The 23,096-nt window shown below is 69.0% G+C and carries 20 protein-coding genes; 4 read left to right on the forward strand and 16 right to left on the reverse strand.

The features are described 5' to 3' along the window. Nucleotides 1–141: 141 nt before the first annotated feature. The 3 genes from AB0J04_RS38375 to AB0J04_RS38385 form a co-directional block, all read right to left on the reverse strand. Nucleotides 142–1,278 (reverse strand): DegT/DnrJ/EryC1/StrS aminotransferase family protein, encoded by a 1,137-nt coding sequence (locus AB0J04_RS38375; protein ID WP_363173266.1) that lies wholly within the window; start codon nucleotides 1,276–1,278, stop codon nucleotides 142–144. A 162-nt stretch (nucleotides 1,279–1,440) separates the two neighbouring features. Next, nucleotides 1,441–2,667, reverse strand: a complete 1,227-nt coding sequence (locus AB0J04_RS38380) for a 3-deoxy-7-phosphoheptulonate synthase (RefSeq protein ID WP_363173268.1) — start codon at nucleotides 2,665–2,667, stop codon at nucleotides 1,441–1,443. Between the two features lie 283 nt (nucleotides 2,668–2,950). Further along, the gene (locus AB0J04_RS38385) at nucleotides 2,951–4,549 is read right to left on the reverse strand and encodes an FAD-dependent monooxygenase (RefSeq protein ID WP_363173269.1); all 1,599 of its coding nucleotides are present in this window, start codon (nucleotides 4,547–4,549) and stop codon (nucleotides 2,951–2,953) included. A 282-nt stretch (nucleotides 4,550–4,831) separates the two neighbouring features. On the opposite strand from AB0J04_RS38385, the gene AB0J04_RS38390 reads away from it, so the two are divergent. After that, nucleotides 4,832–5,590 carry a DUF6081 family protein gene (locus AB0J04_RS38390; protein ID WP_363173270.1) on the forward strand — a complete coding sequence of 253 codons (759 nt, stop codon included), beginning with the start codon at nucleotides 4,832–4,834 and terminating at the stop codon, nucleotides 5,588–5,590. On the opposite strand, the gene AB0J04_RS38395 is transcribed toward AB0J04_RS38390, so the two are convergent. Genes AB0J04_RS38395 through AB0J04_RS38435 form a run of 9 tightly spaced genes read right to left on the reverse strand, consistent with a single transcriptional unit; the run spans nucleotide 5,583 to nucleotide 14,479 of the window. After that, entirely contained in the window at nucleotides 5,583–6,284 is a 702-nt protein-coding gene (locus AB0J04_RS38395; protein ID WP_363173271.1) for an SDR family oxidoreductase, read from the reverse strand. The two genes, AB0J04_RS38390 and AB0J04_RS38395, sit on opposite strands and share 8 nt — an antisense overlap. A 56-nt stretch (nucleotides 6,285–6,340) precedes the next feature. Then, nucleotides 6,341–6,979 (reverse strand): isochorismatase family protein, encoded by a 639-nt coding sequence (locus tag AB0J04_RS38400; protein ID WP_363173272.1) that lies wholly within the window; start codon nucleotides 6,977–6,979, stop codon nucleotides 6,341–6,343. Nucleotides 6,980–7,009: 30 nt separating this feature from the next. Next, complete coding sequence (locus AB0J04_RS38405; RefSeq protein WP_363173273.1) at nucleotides 7,010–7,795, reverse strand: 2,3-dihydro-2,3-dihydroxybenzoate dehydrogenase; 786 nt, start codon at nucleotides 7,793–7,795, stop codon at nucleotides 7,010–7,012. Nucleotides 7,796–7,797: 2 nt separating this feature from the next. Then, nucleotides 7,798–8,985: an FAD-dependent monooxygenase gene (locus AB0J04_RS38410; RefSeq protein WP_363173274.1), complete on the reverse strand. Its 1,188-nt coding sequence runs from the start codon at nucleotides 8,983–8,985 to the stop codon at nucleotides 7,798–7,800. A gap of 10 nt (nucleotides 8,986–8,995) precedes the next feature. Continuing rightward, complete coding sequence (locus AB0J04_RS38415; protein ID WP_363173275.1) at nucleotides 8,996–10,312, reverse strand: AMP-binding protein; 1,317 nt, start codon at nucleotides 10,310–10,312, stop codon at nucleotides 8,996–8,998. Beyond that, nucleotides 10,309–11,070 (reverse strand): amidohydrolase family protein, encoded by a 762-nt coding sequence (locus AB0J04_RS38420; protein WP_363173276.1) that lies wholly within the window; start codon nucleotides 11,068–11,070, stop codon nucleotides 10,309–10,311. The genes AB0J04_RS38415 and AB0J04_RS38420 overlap by 4 nt, the downstream gene beginning before the upstream one ends. Nucleotides 11,071–11,104: 34 nt before the next feature. Beyond that, nucleotides 11,105–12,208 carry a 3-dehydroquinate synthase II gene (locus AB0J04_RS38425; protein WP_363173277.1) on the reverse strand — a complete coding sequence of 368 codons (1,104 nt, stop codon included), beginning with the start codon at nucleotides 12,206–12,208 and terminating at the stop codon, nucleotides 11,105–11,107. A 30-nt stretch (nucleotides 12,209–12,238) separates the two neighbouring features. Beyond that, the gene (locus AB0J04_RS38430; RefSeq protein WP_363173278.1) at nucleotides 12,239–13,063 is read right to left on the reverse strand and encodes a 2-amino-3,7-dideoxy-D-threo-hept-6-ulosonate synthase; all 825 of its coding nucleotides are present in this window, start codon (nucleotides 13,061–13,063) and stop codon (nucleotides 12,239–12,241) included. Nucleotides 13,064–13,078: 15 nt separating this feature from the next. Beyond that, nucleotides 13,079–14,479: an aspartate kinase gene (locus AB0J04_RS38435; protein WP_363173279.1), complete on the reverse strand. Its 1,401-nt coding sequence runs from the start codon at nucleotides 14,477–14,479 to the stop codon at nucleotides 13,079–13,081. 104 nt (nucleotides 14,480–14,583) lie between these two features. Here AB0J04_RS38435 and AB0J04_RS38440 point away from each other — a divergent pair, with 104 nt between their 5' ends. Beyond that, the gene (locus tag AB0J04_RS38440; protein ID WP_363173280.1) at nucleotides 14,584–16,596 is read left to right on the forward strand and encodes an anthranilate synthase family protein; all 2,013 of its coding nucleotides are present in this window, start codon (nucleotides 14,584–14,586) and stop codon (nucleotides 16,594–16,596) included. A gap of 7 nt (nucleotides 16,597–16,603) precedes the next feature. Continuing rightward, nucleotides 16,604–16,987: a DoxX family protein gene (locus AB0J04_RS38445; RefSeq protein WP_363173281.1), complete on the forward strand. Its 384-nt coding sequence runs from the start codon at nucleotides 16,604–16,606 to the stop codon at nucleotides 16,985–16,987. A 48-nt stretch (nucleotides 16,988–17,035) separates the two neighbouring features. Here AB0J04_RS38445 and AB0J04_RS38450 read toward each other — a convergent pair whose 3' ends face one another. Further along, nucleotides 17,036–19,018, reverse strand: a complete 1,983-nt coding sequence (locus AB0J04_RS38450; RefSeq protein ID WP_363173282.1) for a multicopper oxidase family protein — start codon at nucleotides 19,016–19,018, stop codon at nucleotides 17,036–17,038. Beyond that, nucleotides 19,015–19,482: a DUF6220 domain-containing protein gene (locus AB0J04_RS38455; protein ID WP_363173283.1), complete on the reverse strand. Its 468-nt coding sequence runs from the start codon at nucleotides 19,480–19,482 to the stop codon at nucleotides 19,015–19,017. Before AB0J04_RS38455 ends, AB0J04_RS38450 begins: the two co-directional genes overlap by 4 nt. 289 nt (nucleotides 19,483–19,771) lie before the next feature. Here AB0J04_RS38455 and AB0J04_RS38460 point away from each other — a divergent pair, with 289 nt between their 5' ends. Beyond that, nucleotides 19,772–20,464 (forward strand): response regulator transcription factor, encoded by a 693-nt coding sequence (locus AB0J04_RS38460; RefSeq protein WP_363173284.1) that lies wholly within the window; start codon nucleotides 19,772–19,774, stop codon nucleotides 20,462–20,464. A gap of 257 nt (nucleotides 20,465–20,721) precedes the next feature. Here the strand turns inward: AB0J04_RS38460 and AB0J04_RS38465 are convergent, their stop codons facing one another. Both AB0J04_RS38465 and AB0J04_RS38470 read right to left on the reverse strand, forming a co-directional pair. Next, nucleotides 20,722–22,434 carry a Na+:solute symporter gene (locus AB0J04_RS38465; protein ID WP_363173286.1) on the reverse strand — a complete coding sequence of 571 codons (1,713 nt, stop codon included), beginning with the start codon at nucleotides 22,432–22,434 and terminating at the stop codon, nucleotides 20,722–20,724. Beyond that, a partial coding sequence (locus tag AB0J04_RS38470; protein WP_363173288.1) for a DUF485 domain-containing protein occupies nucleotides 22,431–23,096 on the reverse strand: 666 nt, incomplete at its 5' end. The genes AB0J04_RS38465 and AB0J04_RS38470, both read right to left, overlap by 4 nt.

A 23,096-nucleotide genomic window follows, 5' to 3' on the forward strand; every position in this document is an offset into this window, starting at 1 on the left:
AGGCCCGCTGGACCATGCGCTGGAAGACCGCCCTGAACGCCTTCGACATCACCTTCGACGGCCGACTCTCAGCAGCCCGTCAGTAGCCCCAACACCCTGGTTACACCGCTCGTTTGACAGACCCTCTCCCGGGAATCGAGGTTAGACCGTGTGCGCACGCCTGTGGGTTCGCAATGCCGTCCTCAGGGCGTCCGCGACGCGTTCGACCTGGCTCATGGTGAGTTCGGCGTGCATGGGGATGGCGAGGTTGCGTTGGAAGAGGTCCGCCGAGACGGGGCAGGCGTGCTTCGTCTTCTCGTACACGGGCCGCAGGTGGGTCGCCCACATGCCGTGCCCGCAGCCGATGCCTTGCGCCCGCAGGTCAGCTGTGACCCTCGCGCGGTCCACGCTCGGGTCCATCGTCACCAAGTAGGACTGCCACGCGTGAGTGCGGTTCTGCGGCACATGCGGCAGCGAGATGAGCTCGTCGTCTGCGAGCAGATCGGCGTAGCGCGCTGCGACGGCGCGCCGGCGCTGCCGCAGTTCGTCTGTCCGGGTCAGCTGTACCCGCAGAATCGCGGCGGCGATATCGGGCAACTCGTAGTCGTAGCCGATCTCGCTGAACTCCGCGATCGGCAGGCCGCCGACCCGCGCCTGATCGACGATCCCGATCGAGGAGCGGGTCCGCGCGGCGGCGGTGAAGGCCGGATCGCGGGTGAGCAGTGCACCGCCCTCACCGCGCGTGGCCCCGCTGTGCCCGTGGAAGGACAGGCAGGCCACCGGTGCGAGTGCACCCGCTTTGCGTCCCTTGTAGCTCGCGCCCACTGCACAGGCGGCGTCTTCGACGAGGAACAGGCCGTTGCGGTCGGTGACCCACCGCAGCTCCGTGTAGTCGGCCGGCAGACCGACGGTGTCCACCGCGATCACTCCCACCGTGCGAGGACCGATCAGGTCCGCGACCGCCCATGGATCCACGGTGCCGGTATCGGCGCGCACGTCAGCGAAGACGGGGACGGCGCCGACGTGGCGCACGGCATGGGCAAGTGCCGGGAACGTGTAGTCGGCGACGATCACTTCGTCACCCGGCTCGACGCCGCACCCGAGCAGTGCCAGATGGAGCGCGACACCGCAGTTGCTCACCGCGACCGCGTCACCGGCCCCGAAGTAGTGGGCCAGCTCCGCCTCCAGCGCCTTTCCCTGAGGGCCTTGGCCCGCGGGCAAGCCCGAGGAGAAGACCTTGGTGACGGCGGCCAGTTCCCGCTCGCCCAGACTCGCGTGTACCAGGGGTATCGAATCCATCGTGGCCGCCTCTTGTGTTGACGCGCTGCTGCCGGACGGCAAACCGGCGGGGTGGACGGTAATTCGTCGCGCAGGGACGTGATCTCCTTGACGCCTCGTAACAGCGTTCGTAGTCGGGTGGTGGATGCGATTGCTGCAAAGTCCTACGGCAACCCGGCTGAGTCAGGAACGAACCGTCCCCGTTCCCTTGGCCCACGCCTCTATGAGCTCGGTGGCCTGGTCGGGGTTGAGTCTCGGATCGCACAGCGTGGTGTAGTGCCGTTGCAGTCCGTCCTCGTTCTCCACCGATCCGCCGATGCATTCCGTTACATCGTCGGCCGCGACCTCTATATGAAGTCCGGCAGGGTGCTGTCGCAGCCCTTCGAGGACGTCGCGGAATCGCAGCGCCTCTGTGATCACATCGGTGAGATGGCGTGTTTTGAGGCCGAGGCTGGATGTCACCGTGTTGCCATGCATAGGGTCGCTCAGCCACACCACCGGGTGTCCCGCGTTCGCCACCGCGCGGACGATGGGCGGCAGGGTCTGCTGGATCCGGTGGTGGCCCATCCGCGGTATCAGGACGAGGCGACCGGGCTCACGCCGCGGATCGAGCGCCTCGCACACCCGCAGGATGTCGTCGACGTTCGCGGTCGGCCCGATCTTGCACCCCACCGGATTGACCACGGTGGAGAGCAGGGCGACATGTGCCTGGGCCGGCTGGCGGGTCCGCTCCCCCACCCATGGCAGGTGGGTCGAACTCAAGTACAACTCATCAGTGTCCGGGTCGCGTCGAACCAGTCGGGACTCATAGTCGATGACCAGGGCCTCGTGGCTCGACCACGGTCCGTCCACGGTCGACGGCCGCCCGTCTCCCCGGCGGTGCGTCCGCATCGCTCGCTGCACGGCGGCGCTGGCCTCGTAGGCCCACACCATGCGCCGCGGGTCTGGCTGCCGCGTCTGCGGCACGGCAAGCTCAGAATTGATCATGTGCCCCCGAAACGGCGGGATCACCAGTGCGCCATGGTTCTCGGTCAGTTGCGACCTGGGTTTGGCGAACTGTCCTCCCATTCGGCCGACGCGTATGACACGGCGACCGGTGAGCTCGCTGAACCGGCTCCCCAACTGATCGATAACCTGGAGCTTCTGAGCCGTGTGGCGGGGCGTGCACTCGTAGAGGCTCTCCGCGCAGTCGCCCAGCTGGAGCAGTAGCGCGTCGGTCGTCAGCAGGTCCGCCAGCGACCACCGCAGCTGCCGGATCTCCGCGGCCGGCTCCAGGGGCGAAACCGACTCCAGTGTCCGACATGCCTCGTGGTAGGCGGTGTGGTCTCGCCACTCCGGTTGCTGTGCCGCCGGCCTGCCCTCCCACGCCCCGCGGTGGGTGACGTCCGCCGTAACGCCTGATGGCTGCATGTGTGCTCCCGTCGAGGATGTGCACCGCCCGGTGGAGGAGTGCGGATAGCGTGTCCCAGTGGCTGGCACCCGCACATCACGTCTTCGCGCTGCCTGCACGCCCCTTTTCTAGCGTCCGCACTGTGCGGCGAGGCTGGGTGAGGCGTGGCGACGGTGCACGGTGAGCCGCCGTCGCCCGGGGTCGTGCGGCATCCGAAGACCGATGAGCGCGTTCGCGCCATCACGTCGCCGGCTGACGACCGGTGTGCGGCGCGAACGCGGGAGACAGCACCGGTCGAACACCTCACCCGGCACCCCTTACCCGCCGGATCACGGCGGCCGGGTCCGGATGCGGCTTGTTCCCGCGCCAGGCCACGTGGTGGTCGGGTCGGAGAAGGACGAGGTCCCGTTCCCAGATCTGCCGGGCGTCGGCGTCGGTGACCACGGTGTGGGCGACCGGCATCCCCTGGGCGGCCGCCGCGTCGAGGAGCGGTTCCGCGCGGCCGTCGCCTGCGAAGTCGACCAGCGTGAAGGACGGCGCGAAGCGATCGAGGATCGGCGTGCCGCCGTCGAGGAGGAGGCCGGGCGGGCGGCTTCCGGGCCAGGTCGTCGGCGTGTACTCCCGGGGGCTCCACAGGGGTTCGGGAGCGTCCTCGTGGCAGATGACGGGCGAGTCGCGGTAGCGGTAGCCGAGCTCGATCCCCCGGTACTCGTTCTCGCCCCGCTCGGCGTCGAGATAGGAAGCCACGACATCCAGCGGGGCGCCCTCGCGCAGCAGCGTCCCCGCCTTCAGGTGCACACCGAGGTGCCTGTGCGAGGTGTGCATGTTGCGCAGGCCCACCGGGTGGCGTTCGGCCTGGTAGCTGTCCAGCAAAGTCGGGCCGCCGAAGCCCTTGACGAGAGCGGCGGTCTTCCAGGCCGCGTCGATCGCGTCGCCGATGCCGGTGTTCATCCCGTAGGCGCCGGTCGGGAACATGCGATGGGCGGAGTCGCCGGCAAGGAGGACCCGTCCGGCGCGGTAACGGTCCGCGATCATGAAGCCGGGTCGCCAGCGCGAGGTCAGCAGCACCTTGTCGATCTTCAGCTCGGATCGCATCGTATCCAGCAGGAAGGCCGCCGGATCGGCCGGCGGTATATCGAACTCAGTCGGCTCCAAGCCGTTGACATGTGCCGTCCAGGTGTCCACCTCGTCCTGGGCGATGATGACGTATCGGAAGGCGAAGTAGTGCCAGAACCGGCCGTGCCGGTGCAGAGTGTCCAGATCCCGGCTCTTGAAGTGCACCATGAAGGCGCCGGGCAGCCCGGGAACGTCGAAGCCCTCCTCGCCGATGCCCGCGACCTCGCGGACCCGGCTCGACGCGCCGTCGCACCCGATCACGTAGCGAGATCGCAGCAGGACCTGCTCGTCGGTCATCATGTTGACCAGACGGCTGGTCACCCCCTCGTCGTCCTGGGTGAGCGTGTCGAACCGCAGGCCGCAGCGCAGCTCGACCAGCGGCTCGCGCCGGCAGTGCGCGCGCAGCACCGGCTCCAGCTCGATCTGGGAGATGCGCTGGCCCGGCTCGGCCGGCTGGGTGCCGTCGTTCTGCTCCGCGATACGCCGCCGTTCCTCGGCCACCGAGGGAAGCCTCCAGGTGGTGATCGGCTCACCGGCGAGGCCCGTCGACCAGATCACGTCGGCCCGGTGCTCGGGAGCGACGCCGGCGGAGCGGATGTCGTCGGCAATGCCGAGCTGATGGAAGAACTCCATGCTGCGGCTGTTGACGTAGTCCAGCTTGGGATGGACGGAAGTCTCGACGCCCTGGTCGACGAGAATGCAGCGGACGCCCTGGCGGGCGAGCGCCAGAGCGGCGACCATCCCGACTGGGCCTGCGCCCACGACCAGAACCGGTACCGGATCCACGATTACCCCTCCAAGAGTGGTGGGTCGGTTCGACCGCCCCGCACAGTCCGCAGTCGGTCAGTGTGCTTCGCCGGATGTCTTGCTCTTCCGGTCGGGCCCGCCCGCGCTCACGCTCGCGGTGGGCAGATGTGGCGGTCAGTACGCAGTCTCGGATCGACGCTCCCGCACGGGCATGACCCATTCACGGGATTCCGACAGTCAATGAAGACATGGCGCGCGTCCCCCGCCGAACGGCGTGAACGTGTGATGGCCGGGGTCGACGGCGGGGCCGATGGTGGCGGCATGACGTCGTTGCCTCAGACCGAGTCGCTGCCTCGTACCGCTGCGTGGACGTACGACGACTTCACGAGCGCGGAACTCGACCCTGCCCTCTGGACGATCATGTCGATCACAGGGGGCGACGGCGAACGGCACCGGTACCGGGACCGCAACGCCCGGGTGCGCACCGGAGACGGGCGACTGGAGCTGACCGTCAACCCGTTCACCCGCTTCCACGACACGGACCCGCGGCAGAACAACGCCAAGCAGATGTACCGGTCGGTGCGGCGCTTCGCCGTGCCGGCGGCGGGCCGGCTGACGTTCGAGGTCGCGATGGGGGTGCGGACCCACGACCAGGTCCCCTACGACCTGCTCGACGCCTACGGCACCGTGAACGTCTTCGACATGGAGACAGGTGTCGTACTCAACGCCGCCGCGACGAACGACACCGTGTACGCGGTGATCGAACGGCTGGCGCTGCCGAACGTGACCCAGCCGCACGAGCGCTACATCCACCGGGTGGTGCTTGACGTGCCGACGGAGCCGGGCCAGGAGCACCGGTACGCCATCAGCTACCGGGCCGACACGTCGGAGGCGGAGTTCCATGTCGACGGCCGGCTCGCCTATGAGACACGGCTTCCGGTAGCGGTGGCGAGCTTCAACGCCGGTATGGCCCTGTTCTCGGCCCGTGATCTCTCGCGCTACACGCGCGCGGAGCGGGAGCACGGACAGGGCGCGACCGGTCAGTGGGGGCCGTGGCGCATGACGACCGGCGTCAGCTGAGCAGTTCTCCGCCGTCGATGTTCAGGTTGATGCCGTTGATCGCACGGTTCTCCAGCAGGAACCTGATCGCGTGGGTGCAGTCCCCCATCGTCACTGCCCGCTTGGTGAGCGCACGCGTCTCGGCCATCTCGCGTGCTGTGGGCTTGTCGCTCCAGAACGGCGTGTCCGAGACGATGCTCGGGTGCAGGGCGTTGACCCGGATCGGCGAGAGCTCCACCGCCAACGTCCGTACCAGCGCGCCGATGCCGCCGTTGGCGGTCGTCACGGACGTGGAGCCGGGGTAGGGCCGGTGACTGGCCAGGCCGCCGAGTAGGACGGCCGCGCTGTCGTCGGTCATCCGCGGGGCGAGGGCGTGCAGCACCTCCGTGTAGCCGGTGAGCTTCACCGTCAGCAGCCGGATCGCGTCAGCCGGCCGGTACTCGCGCACCGTGTTGTGGTCCCGGTCGAGCGCCGCGAGCACCAGCTGGTCGACGCGCCGCACATCGGCCAGCGCGGCCGCGATCCGCTCCGGGTCGGCCAGCTCCAGGGTGAGCCCGCGGGTCCGCCCGCCGATCTCATGGGCGACGCTCTTGGTCCGCTCCTCCGAACGGCCGGTGATGACCACTTCGTCGCCCCGTTCGGCGCACGACTGGGCGAAATGCCGCCCGATTCCCGACGTTCCGCCGATGACGATGACATGAGAGCGATCAGACATGGACGTGGTCCTCCATCGATGGGTGATGTTCGGGCAGGAAACGTGGCGGTGTCGGCTCAGGCCCCCAGCCCAGCCAGCACGTCGGCCACGGTCAGCGGCACCGCGCAGCGGTCCGCTGCATAGCGGAGCGCCATGAGGTGGTCGTCCAACGAAAGATCGGCCAGGGCGTCCGCCACGAGGAACGGCTGTATGTCGCGGCTGAACGCGTCGCATGCGGTGATGAGGCAACCCATGTGCGCGTAGACGCCGCAGACGATGAGTTGATCTCGTCCGGACCGCCGCAGGCGCTCCTCCAGATCGCTCCGGAAGAACGCGCTGTAGCGCCACTTGGTCAGCACCGTGTCGCCCCGCTCGGGGGCGACCTCGTCGGCGATGCCACGATCGGCCTCCTCGACCCCCATACCGGGACCCCACAAGTCGTGCAGCAGCCCGCGATCCTGCCGACTCATGCCGCCCGGCTGCGCGGTGTACACCACCGGCACCCCAGCCGTTCGCGCCGCCGCGAGCAGCTTGGCGACGTTGCCGACGAGCTCGGTCAGCGGCGACAGCCCGGCCGGGAACGGGCGCAGGAAGTACCTCTGCATGTCATGCACCAGTACGACGGCGCGGCCCGGCGCCGGGCGCCAGGTCACCGCCGTGGTCGGCACATCGCCCTGACCGGGCATGCGGTACGGCGCGATTGGGGTCATGGCCATGGTTCGCCTCCTGAGGTCGGTCCGGCAGCGTCACACGTGCAGGGCGGCGCCGCCGTCCACGTAGAGGTCGTGCATCGTCACGTGGCCGGCCTGGTCGGATACGAGGTACGCGACGGCCTCGGCCACGTCCTGCGGTCGAGCCAGCTTCCGCAGCGGGATGCCGACGCGGTACGCGGTCGGCGAGCCCTCGATCAGCTGCCTCGGATCGGCGCCCTCGCCGAGCATCGAGCGGAGCATGGGCGTGTCGGTCGAGCCGGGCGAGACGACGTTGCACCGGATGCCGTAATCGGCGAGCTCCAGCCCCAGGCACCGGGTGAACTGGGCCGACGCCGCCTTGGACGCGGCGTACGCGGACATCTCCATACGCGGCACTCCGGCGGCGTTGGACGCCACGGTCACGATCGCTCCGCGGCGGTGACGGATCATCTGCCGGGCCACCGCACGGGACACGTGGAACACCCCGCAGGCGTTGACCGAGAAGATCTCGTTCCACTGCCGGTCCGACAGCTCGACCACCGGGCCGGTGTGGAGCACGCCGGCCGCGTTGACGAGGATGCCTATGGGCCCCAGCTCGTCCTCGACGCGCCGCACGAGCGCGTCCACCGGCTCGCTGTCGCACACGTCCGCGGAGTAGCCGCGGACTGACGCGCCCTCGGCCTGGAGCTTGGTCACGACGGTGGCGAGCGCCTCAGAGTCGCGGTCCACGGCCGCAACATGCGCCCCCGCGCTCGCCAGGGTGTCCGCCACGGCGGCACCGATGCCTCGCGCCGCCCCGGTGACCAGGGCCACCGTGGATTCGATTCCGGTCAGTTCCATCATCAACTCCTGCTGGTGGTGGTGGCCTGCTCGGCGTCGTACCCGAACAGCCACTCATGCCGCTCCAGACCCGACGAGGTCTGTGTGGAGGCGTCGCGACGACGTTGCGCGTCTCCGTCGGCCAGGTGGAAAGTCGTCGCGTTGGCGCGGGACTGCTGCTGGATCCGCGTGGTGCGAGGCAGGCGGATCCGCTCGTAGTGGCGCAAGGCTGCGCCGAGGTTGCCCAAGCCCGTGTCGGCCAGACAGGCCGCGAGCACGACGGCGTCCTCGATCGCCTGGTTGGCGCCCTGCGCTTGGAAGGGCAGCATCGGATGCGCGGCGTCTCCGATGACGGTCACCCGTCCGGCGCTCAGCCGGTCGAGGCTCTCGCGGTCGTGCAGCGCCCATCGGCTGACCGTCTCCGCCGCGCCGATCAGCCGGGTGACGTCCGGATGCCACCCGGCGTACGCGGCCGTGAGCTCGGCGCCGTCACCCCGCGCCGACCAGGACTCGTCCCGCCAGTCGGAGGCCGAGACGGTCGCGCCGAAGCTCACTTGCCGACCGGAGGACACCGGATAGCACACGCAGTGCTGGTCCGGTCCGAACCACAACCGCACCCGGGGATCGGCAGCGAGGAAGGGCACCCGGTCGGCCGGCACCAGGCCCCGATAGATCGTCTGCCCGGAGTACCGTGGCCGATCGGCCACGATCTGCTCGCGGGCCACCGAGCGGATGCCGTCTGCTCCCACGACCAGTTCCGACGTCACCGTCGTACCGTCGGACAGGTGCAGCCGCGCTTCGTCGGCGCTCTGCGTCACCGCGGTGAGGCGGGCGCCGAGGTGCACCCGGTCGGGCGGGACGAGGGAGAGCAGGAGGTCGTGCAGATGGGCGCGGTGCACGGCGTAGTACGGCGCCCCGAAGCGACGGTGGCACAGGCCGCCCAGCTCGGTGCGCTGCAGCAGGCTGCCGTCGTCCCAGCGGCGCATCTCGATCGCCTGCGGCGCTACCGCGGCGGCTCGCAGGCGGTCGCGCAGCCCCAGCCGGTGCAGCAGCCGGGTGGCATTGGGCGTGACCTGCACGCCCGCCCCGGCCTCGGTCAGCCGCTCCGCCTGCTCGTAGATGTGGCAGTCGATACCGGCCCGGAGAAGGGCGGCGGCGAAGGTGAGGCCGGCGATTCCGGCCCCGGCCACGGCCACCCGTAGTTGCGGCATGTCGTCCGCCTCAGTAGTAGAGGAGCGCTTTGCCCCAGTCCTCGTCAGGCCCGAACAGGCTGCGCGGTTTGACCACATCGGGCATGGCCGTCAGCGCGTCGTGGGGGATCAGCGTGCCCGGGCGCAGCCCGGTGACCTCGCTGTCCACGCCGAAGGCGGACCGTACTGAGGCCGTCAGCTCCGCCACGGCGGCCGTCCGATGCTCCTCGGCCACCTCGATCTCGATGCGCAGGACCGCCGGTTCCGCCCGCGCCCGCCAGAACAACACTCCGTAGGACTCCGGGAGGGAGAAGACGAGCTCCTCCAGCCGGTGCTGGGTGATCGTCGCGCCGCCGACCCGGTAGCCGAACGCCGCCCTGCCGAGCACCTGGACCGTGGGCAGGTTCCAGCCGCAGTCGCAGTCGTCGTAGGAGACCGCCACGTTGTCCTCGAGGTTGTAGCGCAGCAACGGCATCGCCTCCCGGAACAGCGGCGTGACCACGAGCTGGCCCTCACCCTCCACGCCGACCTTGCCGGATTGCGGGTCGTACACCTCGAACAGCGCCCGGTCCGCCCACAGGTGCATCCGACCGTGCGGGCACTCGCCGGCGAGGCTGCCGGTCTCCGTGGAGCCGTACTCCTCGATCACTGGCACCCCCCACAGTCGGCTGATGCGGCGGCGGCGGGCGGAGGTGAGCGGCTCGCCGCCGACGAACAGCGCACGCAGCGCGGGGAAGTCGGCGTCCGGCCGGTGCCCGGCCGCGTTCGCCGCGACGGCCCAGATGAGGCATTCGGTCGGCACCGACCAGGTGAGCGTGACCCCCAGATCGTGCATGGTCCGGACCACACGGGCGTACGGCATGGCCAGCGACCGGTTGTCGCCCGGCACCACTGTGGCCCCGCACAGCCGGCCGGCGGCGTGCGCGAGATGCCCCGTCAGCAGCAGCGCGTAGGGGGTGCGCACCAGGAAGACGTCCTCGCTCGACATCCCGATCCACTTGCGGGCGAAGCGCTCGGCCAGGTCGGTCCAGTCGTCCGCCGTGTAGTACGAAGGTGTGGGCTGGCCCGCGGTCCCGCTCGACTCGTGGTAAGTGGCCAGCCGCGCCTTCGGGACGGCGAGCATCCCGAAGGGGTAGTTGTCCCGCAGGTCCTGCTTCGTCGTCAGCGGCAGCCCCGCGAGATCGGCGGCGGTGGCGGGCAGGGCCGCCGCGTCCAGCCGCCGACGGTAGAACGGCGAGCGGGCCGCCCAGCCGACGGTCTGCGACAGCTGTTTCTCCTGGATGCGCTGCAGCTCCTCCGGCCCGTGCCACTGGCCGAGTTGAGGCAGGCTCGATTTTGCGTCGTTCACCGCTTCTCCTCTCCTAGCAAACGATGCGCGTTGTCCCAGGCGATCTGCCGCCACTGCTCGGGCGGCAGCGACAGCACCTGGAACTTGGCAAGCTCCACGGCCGGGTGCTGGAGCGGATACTCGGAGCCGAACACCACCCGCCCGGCGCCGAGACGGCTCACGGCCGCCTCGGCCACGCACGTGTAGCCGCCGGAGGTCTCCAGCAGGATGTTGGGTTCGTCCCGGATCAGAGCGAGGGCGTGGAAGTCGATGTTGCCGATGCCGCTGTGTCCGAGTACGAAGCTCACCTGCGGGAACCGGCGCGCCAAGGCGACCAGGTCGGCCACCCCCGCACCGTGCCGGGCCAGGCAGACCACGTACACCGGGTGACCAAACTCCGTTGCCACACCGATGAGTCCGACCACGCGGGGATCGGTCAGACCGACGCCGTGCACCGCGGGCGAGATCTCCAGTCCGCGGAATTCGGCGGCCCTGGCCCGGTACGCGTCGGGCGAGCGGTGCGGGTTGGCGAAGAAGAACGGCACCAGGCGCCCGTCGGTGCCCGCGCAGGCGTCCAGCACCGCGTCGTTGTCAGCGTCGGTCTCGACTTGCCCACCCTCGACGAGCTGGCGGGACAGCCGGTCCAGATCGATGGTGCCGCCCGCGCACACCACCGCCCGCGTCAGCCCGCATTCGTCCAGCGTCGCCAGCAGCCGCTCCGCGGCCCCGGGCCGGGGAGCGAGACGTACGTGGAAGTCCAGCACGGGCTGTGCGGCCATCGCGGTTACCTCTCGCTCCCCTCGCGGCCATCACTCACTTTTCGATGCAGAACTCATCGATCGGGTAGCCGACATGCCGCTGCTCGACCGGCAGACAGCCGAGCACCTTCGTGCCCTCCGTCAGCTCCGTGACGTTCAGCACCGTGCCACCCGGCCCGAGCACCCGTACGTGCCAGTCGTCCTGGACTATGAGGTTGACCTTCACACCCGAGGGCGCGACCGCGTCGATCGCGAGCAGTGGTCGTGTCTCGATCTTGACCCGGCCCACGGTGACGACCCGTGACTTGCCCTGCGCGTCGACGGCCAGCACGCGGCCGCCGGAGACGAGCTCGCTGAGGTAGTTGGTGCGTCCGTCGGCCGACAACGTGTACGAGTGCAGCGCGCCGGCGTTGACCCGGAACGGCCGCGTCGGCATGTACGGGAGCGGGTGGGTCTCGCTGCAGCAAAGGATCATGCCGGTGGAGTGGGAGCCAACGAGGATGCCCTCGTCGAGCCCGAAGTTCGTGCAGGTGTCGACGCAGGCCCGCTCCCCCATCCCCGCCCGGCGGATCCCGGTGACCTCCAGCTCCACCAGCTGCAGGTCCGCGGCCTTGCTGACCGCGGCGGCCCTCAGTTCGGTGGCCTCCCCCACGGTGCGCGGGGCGAGCATCACGCCGTCGGAGCCGTGCTCGAGGACACCGAAGACGATCTCCGCCTCCTCGACGTCGGCCACCTGCGTGATGATGCTGCCGTCCGCTCCGGCCGCGGCGGCCAGCACGATCTCAAGCGGGATCTTGGTGGGGTCGCGGAAGTACAGCAGGCTCCACCTGTCGTGGCGCGCGGCGCGGCAGGCGTCCTCAAGGCTGTCGGCGTCCGTGATCTCCACGAACCGGCCGAACTCCACATCGGGGTGCTGCTGGGCCAACGCGGCGGGCTCTCCGTGCCTGGCCGGCTCGACGATGACGAGGTCGGCGGGCGTCAGCTTCTCGGGCAGCGGCCGGTTCTGCGGGAACAGGACCTTCTTCACCGTCGGGGGCAGCGTCTCCAGATCGGCCGGATCGGCCGCCACGACGGCGTCCACCCGCTGGTGAACGGCCTCTTCGACTATGGCCTCCTTGGCCCCGTTGACGTTGCGGATGTCCAGCCAGCACAGCTTCACAGGTATCTCCTCGGCGAAGGTCAGGGAGTGTCAGGACGTAAGGGCGAGCCGGTCGTCGACGCCGTCCCGGCCCGGGACGTGCATCGACTCGTGCACCAGCCGCGCAATCGTGGCTGCCAACCAGCCGGGCTGGTCAGCCTGGAAGACGTTGCGTCCCATGGCCACGCCGGCTGCGCCGCCTCGCAGCGCGTCGGACACGTAGGACAGCACGGTGTCGGTGTCGGCCGAGCGCGGGCCGCCGGCCACGATGACCGGGATCGGGCAGGCTCGGACGACGTCGGCCATCTGCTCGGGTGTTCCCGCGTAGTCGGTCTTGACGACGTCCGCGCCGAGGTCTGCGGCGAGCGTGGCGGCGTGCGCCACCAGCTCCGGCGCCCGGGAGTCGGCGATCTGCGGTCCGCGGGCGTACACCATGGCCAGCAGCGGGACGTTCCAGCGTTCGCACTCCCCTGCCACGGCTGCCAGATCGGCGATCTGCCGGGCCTCCTGGGGCGACCCCAGGTTGACGTGCACGCTGACCGCGTCGGCGCCCAGCCGCAACGCCTCGTCCACGTGGGCGACCAGGTATTTCGCGTCCGGATCGGGAGCGTGCCTTGTGCTCACGCTCAGATGCACGATGAGCGACATGTCGCGGAACCAGCCGTGGTTGACGTGGCGCAGACTGCCCTTGTGCAGCACCACGGCGTCGACACCGGTGCCTGCGAGCTCACCGAGCAGAGAGTCCAGATCGCCGCGGCGCAGCGGTCCGTCCGTGACGGAGTGATCGAGCGGTACGACGAGCAGCCGCCCGTCGCCCTGGCGGAAGAGGCGCCGCAAGCGCAGACTCCGAGCGAACGGCGCGTTGTGTACAGCCACTGTGCCCTGCCTCTCTCAAGCGGTCGCGGAACGGCCGGAGTTCGTCGCGGACGCGACGTCTGTCGGCTCAGGCTCGTCGAGGTGGAACTCGCGGTGCAGGGTCTCGACGGCGTCGACGACGCGTTCCCGCGGCACGATCACGGAGAGCCGCATTTGGGAGGTGGAGATCCAGCTCGTCGGAATCCCGGCGCCGGCCAACGCGGACATCAGCCTGGCGGTGTACTCGGGACGGCTGAGCAGGCCCATCCCGACCACCGACACCTTGCCGACGTTCTCGTCGAAGTGCACACCCCCACCGAAGGTGGCCGTCAGCTTGTGAAGTGCGGCCCGCACGGGTTCGGCCTGGCTGCGGCGGATCGTGAACCCCATGCGGAACTCGTTCTCGTAGGGTCCGGACCTGGCCACCAGGTCCACCACCGTCCCCTGGGCTGCCAGCACCTCGAACACGTCTGGAGCCAGGTCCCGATGGCCGTCCCGGCAGTGCACCAGCACGCGTGCGACGTCAGTGTCGTCGGTCACCGCCACGACGGCTCGCCGGGTCTCCAGCAGCCCGGCGTCCTGCCGGTCGACAACGGTCGTCCCTGGCGCCTGCGTCGACGCGTTACGGACGTGCACTTCTACCCCTTCCATGGCGGCCAGTTCGATGCAACGGGTATGCAGCACCCTCGCGCCCGCGAACGCCATCTCCGCCATCACGCCGGGTGGGACCCACGGCAGGCAGCGAGCTGCGGGCAGGATGCGGGGATCGGCGCTGAAGACGCCGTCCACGTCGGTGTAGATCTCGCACACCGATGCGCGCAGCCGCGCCGCCAGCGCCACCGCGGTCGTGTCGGAACCGCCGCGGCCGAGCGTGGCAATGTCCCCGGCGGGGGCCACCCCCTGAAACCCTGTGACCACGGCGACCTTGCCGCCGTCCAGAGCCGACCGCACCCGGTCGACCCCGATTCTCGTGATGAGCGCGTCGCCGTGCCGGTCAGTGGTCTGGATTCCGGCCTGGTGCCCGGTCAGCGAGATCGCCGGCGCCCCCAGCCCGTTCAGGGCGAGGGCCATCAGCGCCGCCGACTCGGACTCACCCACGGCCAGCAGCTGATCCAGCTCCCGGGACGGATCGGCAGCACCGACGTCGGCTGCCAGCCGCAGCAGATCATCGGTCCTGCGGCCACGCGCCGAGACGACCACGGCCACCGCCGATCCGCGCCGCCGTGCCGCCAAGATCCGCAGGGCGGCGCGACGGACGCAGTCGAGCGTCTGCAGGGAAGTACCGCCGAATTTCTGGACCAGCACATCCACAGTCAATTTCGCCGCCCCTCGCCGAACGTCGTATCGGATTGGGCTCGACAGTAGGCGGGCCGTCGCGCCGGGGCCCACTACTCGCCCGAGTAGTGACACCGCATTCAGCAGTTCACGCCATGCCACCGGGCGTAACCGAAATCACGCGATGGCGGCTTCACGTCATGTCCGGTGCCTGTCGCCGCCGCAATATCCAGAGGGTGATCTGATCTCACGCGAAGGGGAGCAATATGCACGGGACGGATTCGAGTACGGCCAACTCGCCGGACGCTCCGGCCGACCTCGGCGACGCGTTGACCGGCCTCGGTGCGGACGGGCACGCCTTCGCCCTGCTCTACCGGCCCGGCTCGGCGCCGGACGCGCGCGTGGAGGTCCTCACCGGCGAGGTCCGCGGCGTGGGCAGCCTCGCCGAACTGCCCCTGTCCGACGGGCCGGCGGGCGGCGGGCGGCACGACCTGCTCGTGGCGGTTCCGTACCGGCAGATCACCGAGCGGGGCTTCGCCTGCCGCGACGATGACGCGCCCCTGCTCGCCATGCAGGTCGCCCGGCAGACCACACTCAGCCGCGATGAGGCGCTGGCCTACCTGCCCGAGCAGGACGTACGCGTGTCCGAGGCAGGCTTCGACATCAGCGACGAGGAATACGCGGCAACCGTCAAGCGGGTGCTGAGCGAAGAGATCGGACAGGGCTCCGGTTCCAACTTCGTCATCAGACGTTCCTTCACCGCGCGGCTGGAGGACTGCTCGGTGCGCACGGAACTCGCTGTCTTCCGGCGGCTGCTGACCGGGGAACTCGGGTCGCACTGGACGTTCCTGTTCCACACCGGCGCGGGAACGTTCATCGGCGCATCACCGGAACTGCACGTCGGCATGGCCGACGGCACCGTCTCCATGAACCCCATCAGCGGGACCTATCGGCACCCCTCGGCCGGCCCGGACGTGTCCGGGCTACTGCAATTCCTGAACGACCCGAAAGAGGCCAATGAGCTCTACATGGTCGTGGACGAAGAGCTGAAAATGATGGCGCGCATGTGCACCACCGGCGGCCGGGCGCACGGCCCCTTCCTCAAGGAAATGGCGCGCCTGACCCACTCCGAATACATCCTGACCGGCCACAGTGAACTCGATGTGCGCGAAGTGCTGCGGGAGACCCTGCTCGCACCGACCGTAACCGGCAGTCCCCTGGAGAACGCCTTCCGAGTCATCGCCCGCCACGAGACCACAGGCCGGGGATACTACGGCGGCGTCCTCGCCCTCATCGGCCGCGATGCGGTCGGCAGCCGTAACCTCGACTCGGCGATCATGATCCGGACCGCCGAGGTCGGCAACGACGGCCGTCTCCGCCTGGGCGTGGGCGCCACCCTGGTCCGCGACTCCGACCCGGACTCCGAGGTGGCCGAGACCCGGGCCAAGGCTGCGGGCATGCTCGAAGCGCTCGGCCTCGCACCGTCCAGCAGCCGCGTCGGCGGCCGGACCGCCCCTGTGGGAGCGGCCACGCCACCGGCCGCCGACCCTCAGGTGCGCCGGGCACTGCAGAGCCGCAACGCCACGCTGTCTCGGTTCTGGCTCGCCGGTGCGCACCGCGGCGGACCGGACCCGGCGCTGGACGGGCGGCGCGTGCTGCTCGTCGACAACGAGGACACCTTCATGGGGATGCTCGGTCATCAGCTGCGCGCCCTCGGCCTGAAGACCACGATCACGCGCTTCGACCGTCCGCTGCCGCCGGAGGGATACGACCTCGTCGTCGTCGGCCCCGGCCCGGGCGACCCGCGCGACATGACCGACCCCCGGATGCACACGCTCCGGGCGCTCACCCGCGACCTGCTCGTCGGCTCCGTCCCCTTCCTGTCCATCTGCCTGGGCCATCAGATACTCGCCACGGAGCTAGGCTTCGACCTCGTCCGGCGCACGGTGCCCAACCAGGGCGTCCAGAAGCGGATCAACCTGTTCGGCCAGTCCGAACTCGTGGGCTTCTACAACACCTACGCCGCCCGCTCGGAGCACGACTTCGTTCCGGGTACGGGACAGCGCAAGCCCATCGAGGTCAGCCGGAATCCCCACACCGGCGAAGTGCACGCCCTGCGCGGCACGGGGTTCCGATCCGGGCAGTTCCATCTCGAGTCCGTCCTCACCCAGCACGGCCCACGCATCCTCCGTGACCTGCTCGTCTCGCTGCTCAGCGACGCGGGAGACACCGGCGTGGCGCGCGTCGACGCACAGCACCACGGCGGACGCGTTGAGTAGGCGCGCAATGTCGCCGGACAAGCGACCCCGCCGGGCCGCGAACGTCGCCCTGCTGGTGATCCAGGTGCTCCTGGTGCCGTTCTATCTGGCCGCCGGCTCCGCGAAGCTCGTCGGCGCGGAGCAGATGATCGAGTTCTTCGACCAGATCGGGGCCGGCCACTGGCTCAGGTACCTCACCGGCACCCTCGAGATCATCGGCGCCCTCGGCCTGCTCGTGCCGCGTCTGACGGGTCTCGCCGCGCTCGGGCTGACGGGCCTGATGACCGGCGCGGTGATCACAAACCTCGTCGCCGGCACGCCCTCGCTCCTGGCGATGGTCCTCCTCCCACTCGTCGCCGTGCTCGCGTGGGGACGGCAGGACCGCACCATTGCGCTGCTCCGCCCGCGGTGACACCGCCGACGGCGCTGGCCACGGTGCCGCCGTTCGGACCGCCGACTCCTACCCGTGACCGGCGTGTGCGTCTCCGAAGTCCGTGGTGACTCCGTCGTAGGAGACGAGCAGCATCATTCCCTGCTCGGCGTGGGGCAGGTTGTGGCAGTGGTTCATCCAGATGCCGGGGTTGTCGGCCTTGAACGCCACCTCCCAGACCTCTCCCGGCCGCACGTCGAACGTGTCCACCCACAGGGGACTGCCGGATGAGGGCTTGCCGTCCCTGGACAGGATCAGCACGGGATGGCCGTGCAGATGCCAGGGGTGGGTCTCCAGGCTTCGGTTGACGACCTTGAACCGGACGACATCGCCTTCGGTGACCAGCAGGTCCGGGATCGATGGGTGCCCCAGCCCGTTGACCGTCTGCGCGTATGCCGGCCGGCCGTCAACCATGGCGACCGCGCGGTCCAGGACGAGGGTGAAGTCCCGGTCGGCGGCGTACGGATCGAACGGGGCACGGGCAGGCGTTCCATACCGCAGGAGATCGAGCTCCGACCAGTCGGAGGTGTCCTCGATCCGCGGCTCGTCTTCGGCGTCGTCGTCCGAGCGCAGCAACACCCCGGTGTCGCCGTCGTTGTCGAGCACCAGCGCGACGGCCGTGTCCGGCATGACGAACACCAGGTCGTAGCGCCCGCCGGCGGGCAGCCGCAGGCTCACGTCACGGACCTGCTCGGGATGGTTGAGGTCGCGGCCGTCGATGGCCGAGACCCGGAACGAAGTCCCGGCCAGCGCGAGCCGGTGCGGATCCGAATCAGTGTTGATCAGCCGCAGTCGTACCGCCGTACCAGGTGGTGCGGTCTGTACAGTGCGCCCGTCCTGATCCCCCACGACCACGGTACCGGCGAACGTGTGCACGGGCAGTGTGAGGTCCACCTGCTGCCGGTCGGAGCCTTCACCCGTCCGCTGTCCGTCTCGTGGTGTGACGACGAGCGTCCCGTACAGTCCTTTGCGCACGCCCGGGTCCGATGCCTCGTGGGTGTGAAACCAGTAGGTGCCCACCTGGTCGGCGCGGAATCGGTAGAGGAACTCCTCACCGGGTGCCACCGGACGCTGTGTCAGGTCCGGCACACCGTCCTCACCGCACGGCACGTCGTAGCCGTGCCAATGCAGTGTGACCCCGTCCTCGATGTCGCTGTTGCGCAGCGTCACCTCGATCAGATCACCTTCGGTGGCTGTGATCGCCGGGCCCGGAACCTGGCCGTTGTACGTCCACGCGTCGATCTCACGTCCGGACGCCAGTCGTACGGTGGCCTTCTTCGCGGTGAGCACGTGCCGGCGCCTGGCACCGCCGGGAGACGGACTCCCGAGGCCGCGCAGATCGGCCATCGACAGTGCCTGATAGGAGCCGGACGAGTGAGCTGGGCCGCCTCCGGTGACCACGGAGTCGGTGGATCGGAACAGCAGGCCGACGCCTGTGCCCCCCACACCCACGACACCGGCTCCGACGGCGGTGTTGACGAACCGCCTCCGAGTGAAAGCGGCATGACGGTCCGTCTCCGCGCGAACTCCCTCGTCATCTGCCTCTCGCGCCACGACACGGGCGGTCAGTACGGCGCCGGCCGACACCAGCGAGACCGTGATCAGCGCGGTCGACCAGGTGAGGGGGTACCCGGCGAGGAAGGTCACCAGGAGGCCGGCCAGCGCGGCGTAAGCGGCGGTGAGCAGCGACACGACGCAGCTGGCCGGCAGGCGCTCGCCAGCCGCCTTTCTCGCCGCCCACAGCCGAGGCCCCGCGATGCGCACCGCGGCCACCCCGGCGAGGCCGAGCAACGGAAGTCCCAACAGCACCTTTTCCGCTACGAACCACCAGCCGCGGCCGGCCAGGACCGACACGGCGGCGGCCCGGGTGAGCGTGACCAGGACAGCTGCGATGAGCAGTCCGAATCCAAGCTGGTGGCGCCGGAGGGCCGCCGCGACGCCAGCCCCGAACCACGACACTACGCCCAGCAGGGCAACGGCATGGTCCAGGAGAATCAACTGGGCCGTGGTCACTGAGTGGATTCCGGGGCGGGTCCGGCAGCTCGAACGTCGTCACCAGCGGCCCGCGCAGTGGATGCCGGGGAGTTCGACAGCTCTCGCGCCTGGCGGTGGATCCTGACGGCCACGGCCATCATGATCAGCGCGTTGACCGCGTGCAGGCCGAAGACGAGTTGACCTGCGGTCGTGGTGTCGTCTGTGTCACCGAATGCCTTGGCAATGGTCGCGATCACCGGCTGAGCGATCCCCAGTCCGGCCAGCAGACCGGTCATGCCGACGAGCCGACCGGGCATGCGGGCCAGCGCGGCGGTCAGCGTCGTCACCAGCGCAAGAAGGACGATCATGTAGCCCAGCGCCCGGTGCGGCCGGAATGCCTCGTCGATGGGCGCGTTGTCGAACGCTCCGCTGCCGGCCAGGAAGAACTGCACTGCGATCGCGAGCACGAGCACTGCGGCCAGTCCGGCGATGGTTTTACGCATCGAAGAGCGCCCCTCGGGTTGGTGTGGTCACGGACGTGCTTGTTTCCGTCGGCGGGTTCACGAAGGAATCGTCGCGTCGGCGACCCGGAACGTCCTCCGATGGCGGATGGCTGTGCGTACGCAGATCTGCGTACGGAGTTGGCGTTTGATCGCGCTCTGCGCCGTAGATGATCACGGACAGCCGAGTATTCGGCGTTGCCCGCCCCGGCAGTATGATCCTGGCTATGCAACGCAGAGCCACGCCGTTGGCAAGCATGCGATCCCTGGCGCCGACCGGAACGGCGCACCTATGAACGCAGCAGGCACATCCTCGCTCGGCGACGCTCCGATCAAAGTTCTGCTCGCCGATGACGAGCGTCTTGTGCGATCCGGGTTCAAGGTACTGATCGACGTCGAGGACGACATCGAGGTGGTCGGGGAGGCCACCGACGGTGCCGAGGCCGTCGAGCGGGCCCGTGCGACCCGCCCCGACGTTGTGCTCATGGACATCCGAATGCCGAAGCTCGACGGGATCCAGGCAACCAGCCAGATCGTCAAGACCCGTGGGCTTCAGCATGTCCGGGTCCTGATCCTCACCACCTACGAGACCGATGCGTACGTCTTTGAAGCACTGCAGGCCGGCGCCAGCGGCTTCATGCTCAAGGACGCGGGGCCGGCCGAACTCCTCCATGCCATCCGGGTCGTAGCCGCCGGAGACGCGTTGCTCGCCCCGCGGATCACCCGACGCCTGATCGCCCAGTTCACTGCGCAACGGGTCGCCACGCAGATCGGCGAGGACCGGCTGGCGGTCCTGACACAGCGCGAACGTGAAGTGCTGGCTCTGGTGGGACAGGGCCTGAGCAACGACGAGATCGGCGCTGAGCTGTGCCTGAGCCCGGCCACCGCGCGCACCCACGTCAGCCACGCGATGGTGAAACTGGGTGCGCGGGACCGCGCACAACTCGTCGTCATCGCCTATCGGACAGGGCTCGTCAGCCCTTAGCCGTGATCCCGCACCGTCGCGGCGGCAGTCCCGCCAGGCGGCCGGCGGCATCGCGCACCCTGGTCGTCCAGCAGCATCACAGGAAACGCCCGTCCGCTGCGACATCTGTGCGGAGTCCGGCGGCGAGCTGCCGGACTCCACACAGAAGGTCAAGGAACTGCGGCACCACATTGATCGCATCGGTGAGATGACGCGTCTTCAGGTCGAGCCGAGATTTCACCGTTCTGCCGTGCACGGGGTCCCGCAGCCAGAATCACTCAGAATGCTGGGCTGTGTGTCTGGCTCTCTTGGTCGCCCTCGCCCGCGCCGCCGGTGGCGAGCGGGCCCTTCCGAGTGCGGGCGGCTCCGCCGGTGAGGGCACGGACCTGCAGCTCCGCGAAGCCCGCGTCGTTGCGCTCGGTGCTGCTGACTGTGCCGATATAGCCGAGCAGGAAGGCGATCGGCGTCGAGAGCAGTCCGGGCTCGATGTCAAAGACCTTGAAGTTGAGGTCGGGGAACATGGCCGTAGAGGGATCACCCGACACCCCGTTGGAGAACACGACCATGACCAGGGTCACAGCCATCCCTCCGTAGACCGTCCACATAAGTCCCCGAGTGTTGAAGCGCCGCCAGTACAGCGAGTAGAGGATCGCCGGCAGGACCGTGGCGGCTCCCATGTCGACCGCGGTCGGAATGAAGACGTGGGTGAACAGGGGCACCAACGCAGAACCGAGGACGAGCGAGGCGATTCCGATGCGCAGCACATTGCGCCGTATGTCCTTCAGTTCGGCGTCCGGATCCGGACGCCGACCACGTGCCGCATTGATGTCCTTGGTGAAGGACGTCGCCCCATTGATCAGCAGAGCTGCAAAGATTGCGGCGACTGACATCAGAGCAAGCCCGCCGAACAGGCCGGACGCCCACGTACCGCCGAGGTCGTCCACGAGCTTGGGCAGGGTGATGTCTCGGTGTTCGCCCCTCCTGCCGATGTTGTTCGCGCCGAGTATCGCGACGGCACCGAGACCAAGGATGATCAGGCACTGATAGAACCCGACCGCGATCATGGACGCCCAGCCGGCCGACTGCCGCGCCTCCCGCCCGCTCCTCGCCACGTAGAAACGCATGAAGACCCATGGCATCCCCATGCCACCGACTGCGATGCAGAAGAGCTTCGACAGGTGGACCCACGGGTCCTGCCCCGACAGCGGGGTGGAGCCCTCGCCGAACAGTCGGCCGGGACCCAGGAGATCAAACCCGCGAGCGTCCGGCTTCGCATTGGCCTGGGCGTCATCGAGCAGGTCAAGGACGTTCAGCTTGTACTTGGCCATTACCACCGCGGTCAGCACCACCACGAAGACGGTCATCAGAACCGCCTTGAACACCAGCATCCGGGTGACTCCGGGCATCCCGCCCATGTACACCCACGCAATGACTACCAGGCTGACGACGACGACCACGAGGCCCGCGACGGCTACGTTCGGCTCAGAACTGGTGTCGAACATCCGGGCGCCGACCAAACCGATCGCGGCCAGCATGGAGACCATGAACATGCCGTAGATCGTCAGAGTGACCACTGCCGATGCGATTCGTGCGGGGCGCTCGCGGGCGCGCAGCACGAACAGGTCGCCCATCGTGTGCCCGCCCACGTTCCGCATCGGCGAGGCATAGATCAGCACCCCGACCACCGTGCCCATCATGAAGGCCGTCAGCATGAGGATGGCATCGAAGCCGTTCAGCGCGACGTGCCCGACTATGATGATCACAGTCGAGTACATGATGAACCCGCCGAGCATCGCGAGGGTGTTCTGGCCTGGGCTGATTGTCCGGCCCGCGAGGAGGAAGTCGTCGGGGGTCCGTATACTGCCGCGCGCCGACCTGACGAGAGCGAAGACCACGACCGCGAGGACGATGGCAACCGCGGTGGAGATCGCGGGCGCCGCCCAGGTGTTCTCCACCGGGGGCATATGAGGGGCGGCAAGAATTCCGGTCATCGGAGATCTCCTTCCAGGTCCGCCCGGACCCTCTCGCTGAGGGGATCCAGCCGGTTACGGGCGAATCGCAGGTATGCCGAAGAGACCACCACCACCAGGTTGAGCGACAGAAACACGAACAGCAGGCCCACGTTCAAGGGGCCGACGAGTCCTTCCCGGAAGAAGTCCGGCACGAAGGCGGCGAGCAGGATGACCAGGAACCACCACCCATAGAAAACGACGCTCGCCCAGGTGATGAAGGTATTCGATTGGCGCCGCAAGGCCCTGAACTGAGGGCTGTTGTGCAGCGCGACATAACGGTCACTGTCCGCAGTCGGATCGGTCGTGCCCATGCCACCTCCGCCTATCGAGGACGTCGTGGTGACGACGTCGTCATGTGTGCGCGGTACAGCACTCTCGCGCCATCCCTGCCGCACACGCATGGCCCATTCACGGGATACCGGCGTGCCGCGGCGAAATGGCGCGCCACCCAGGCCGAACCTCGACAGATCAGCCGACGCCTCTGCCACCAAGAGCGGCTGGATGCCGCGGCTGTAGGCATCACAGACGTGATGAGGCGCACCACACGTGCCTAGTGCCGCGGCAGGCAACGTTTGCCCGTCAAGGAGCGGCGTCCGGTGCGTGCTCTCGGTGTGCCGGCCGGAAGTCCTCGTACTGGACGT

Source organism: Streptomyces sp. NPDC050263, assembly GCF_040655955.1.
Lineage (GTDB): Bacteria > Actinomycetota > Actinomycetes > Streptomycetales > Streptomycetaceae > Streptomyces.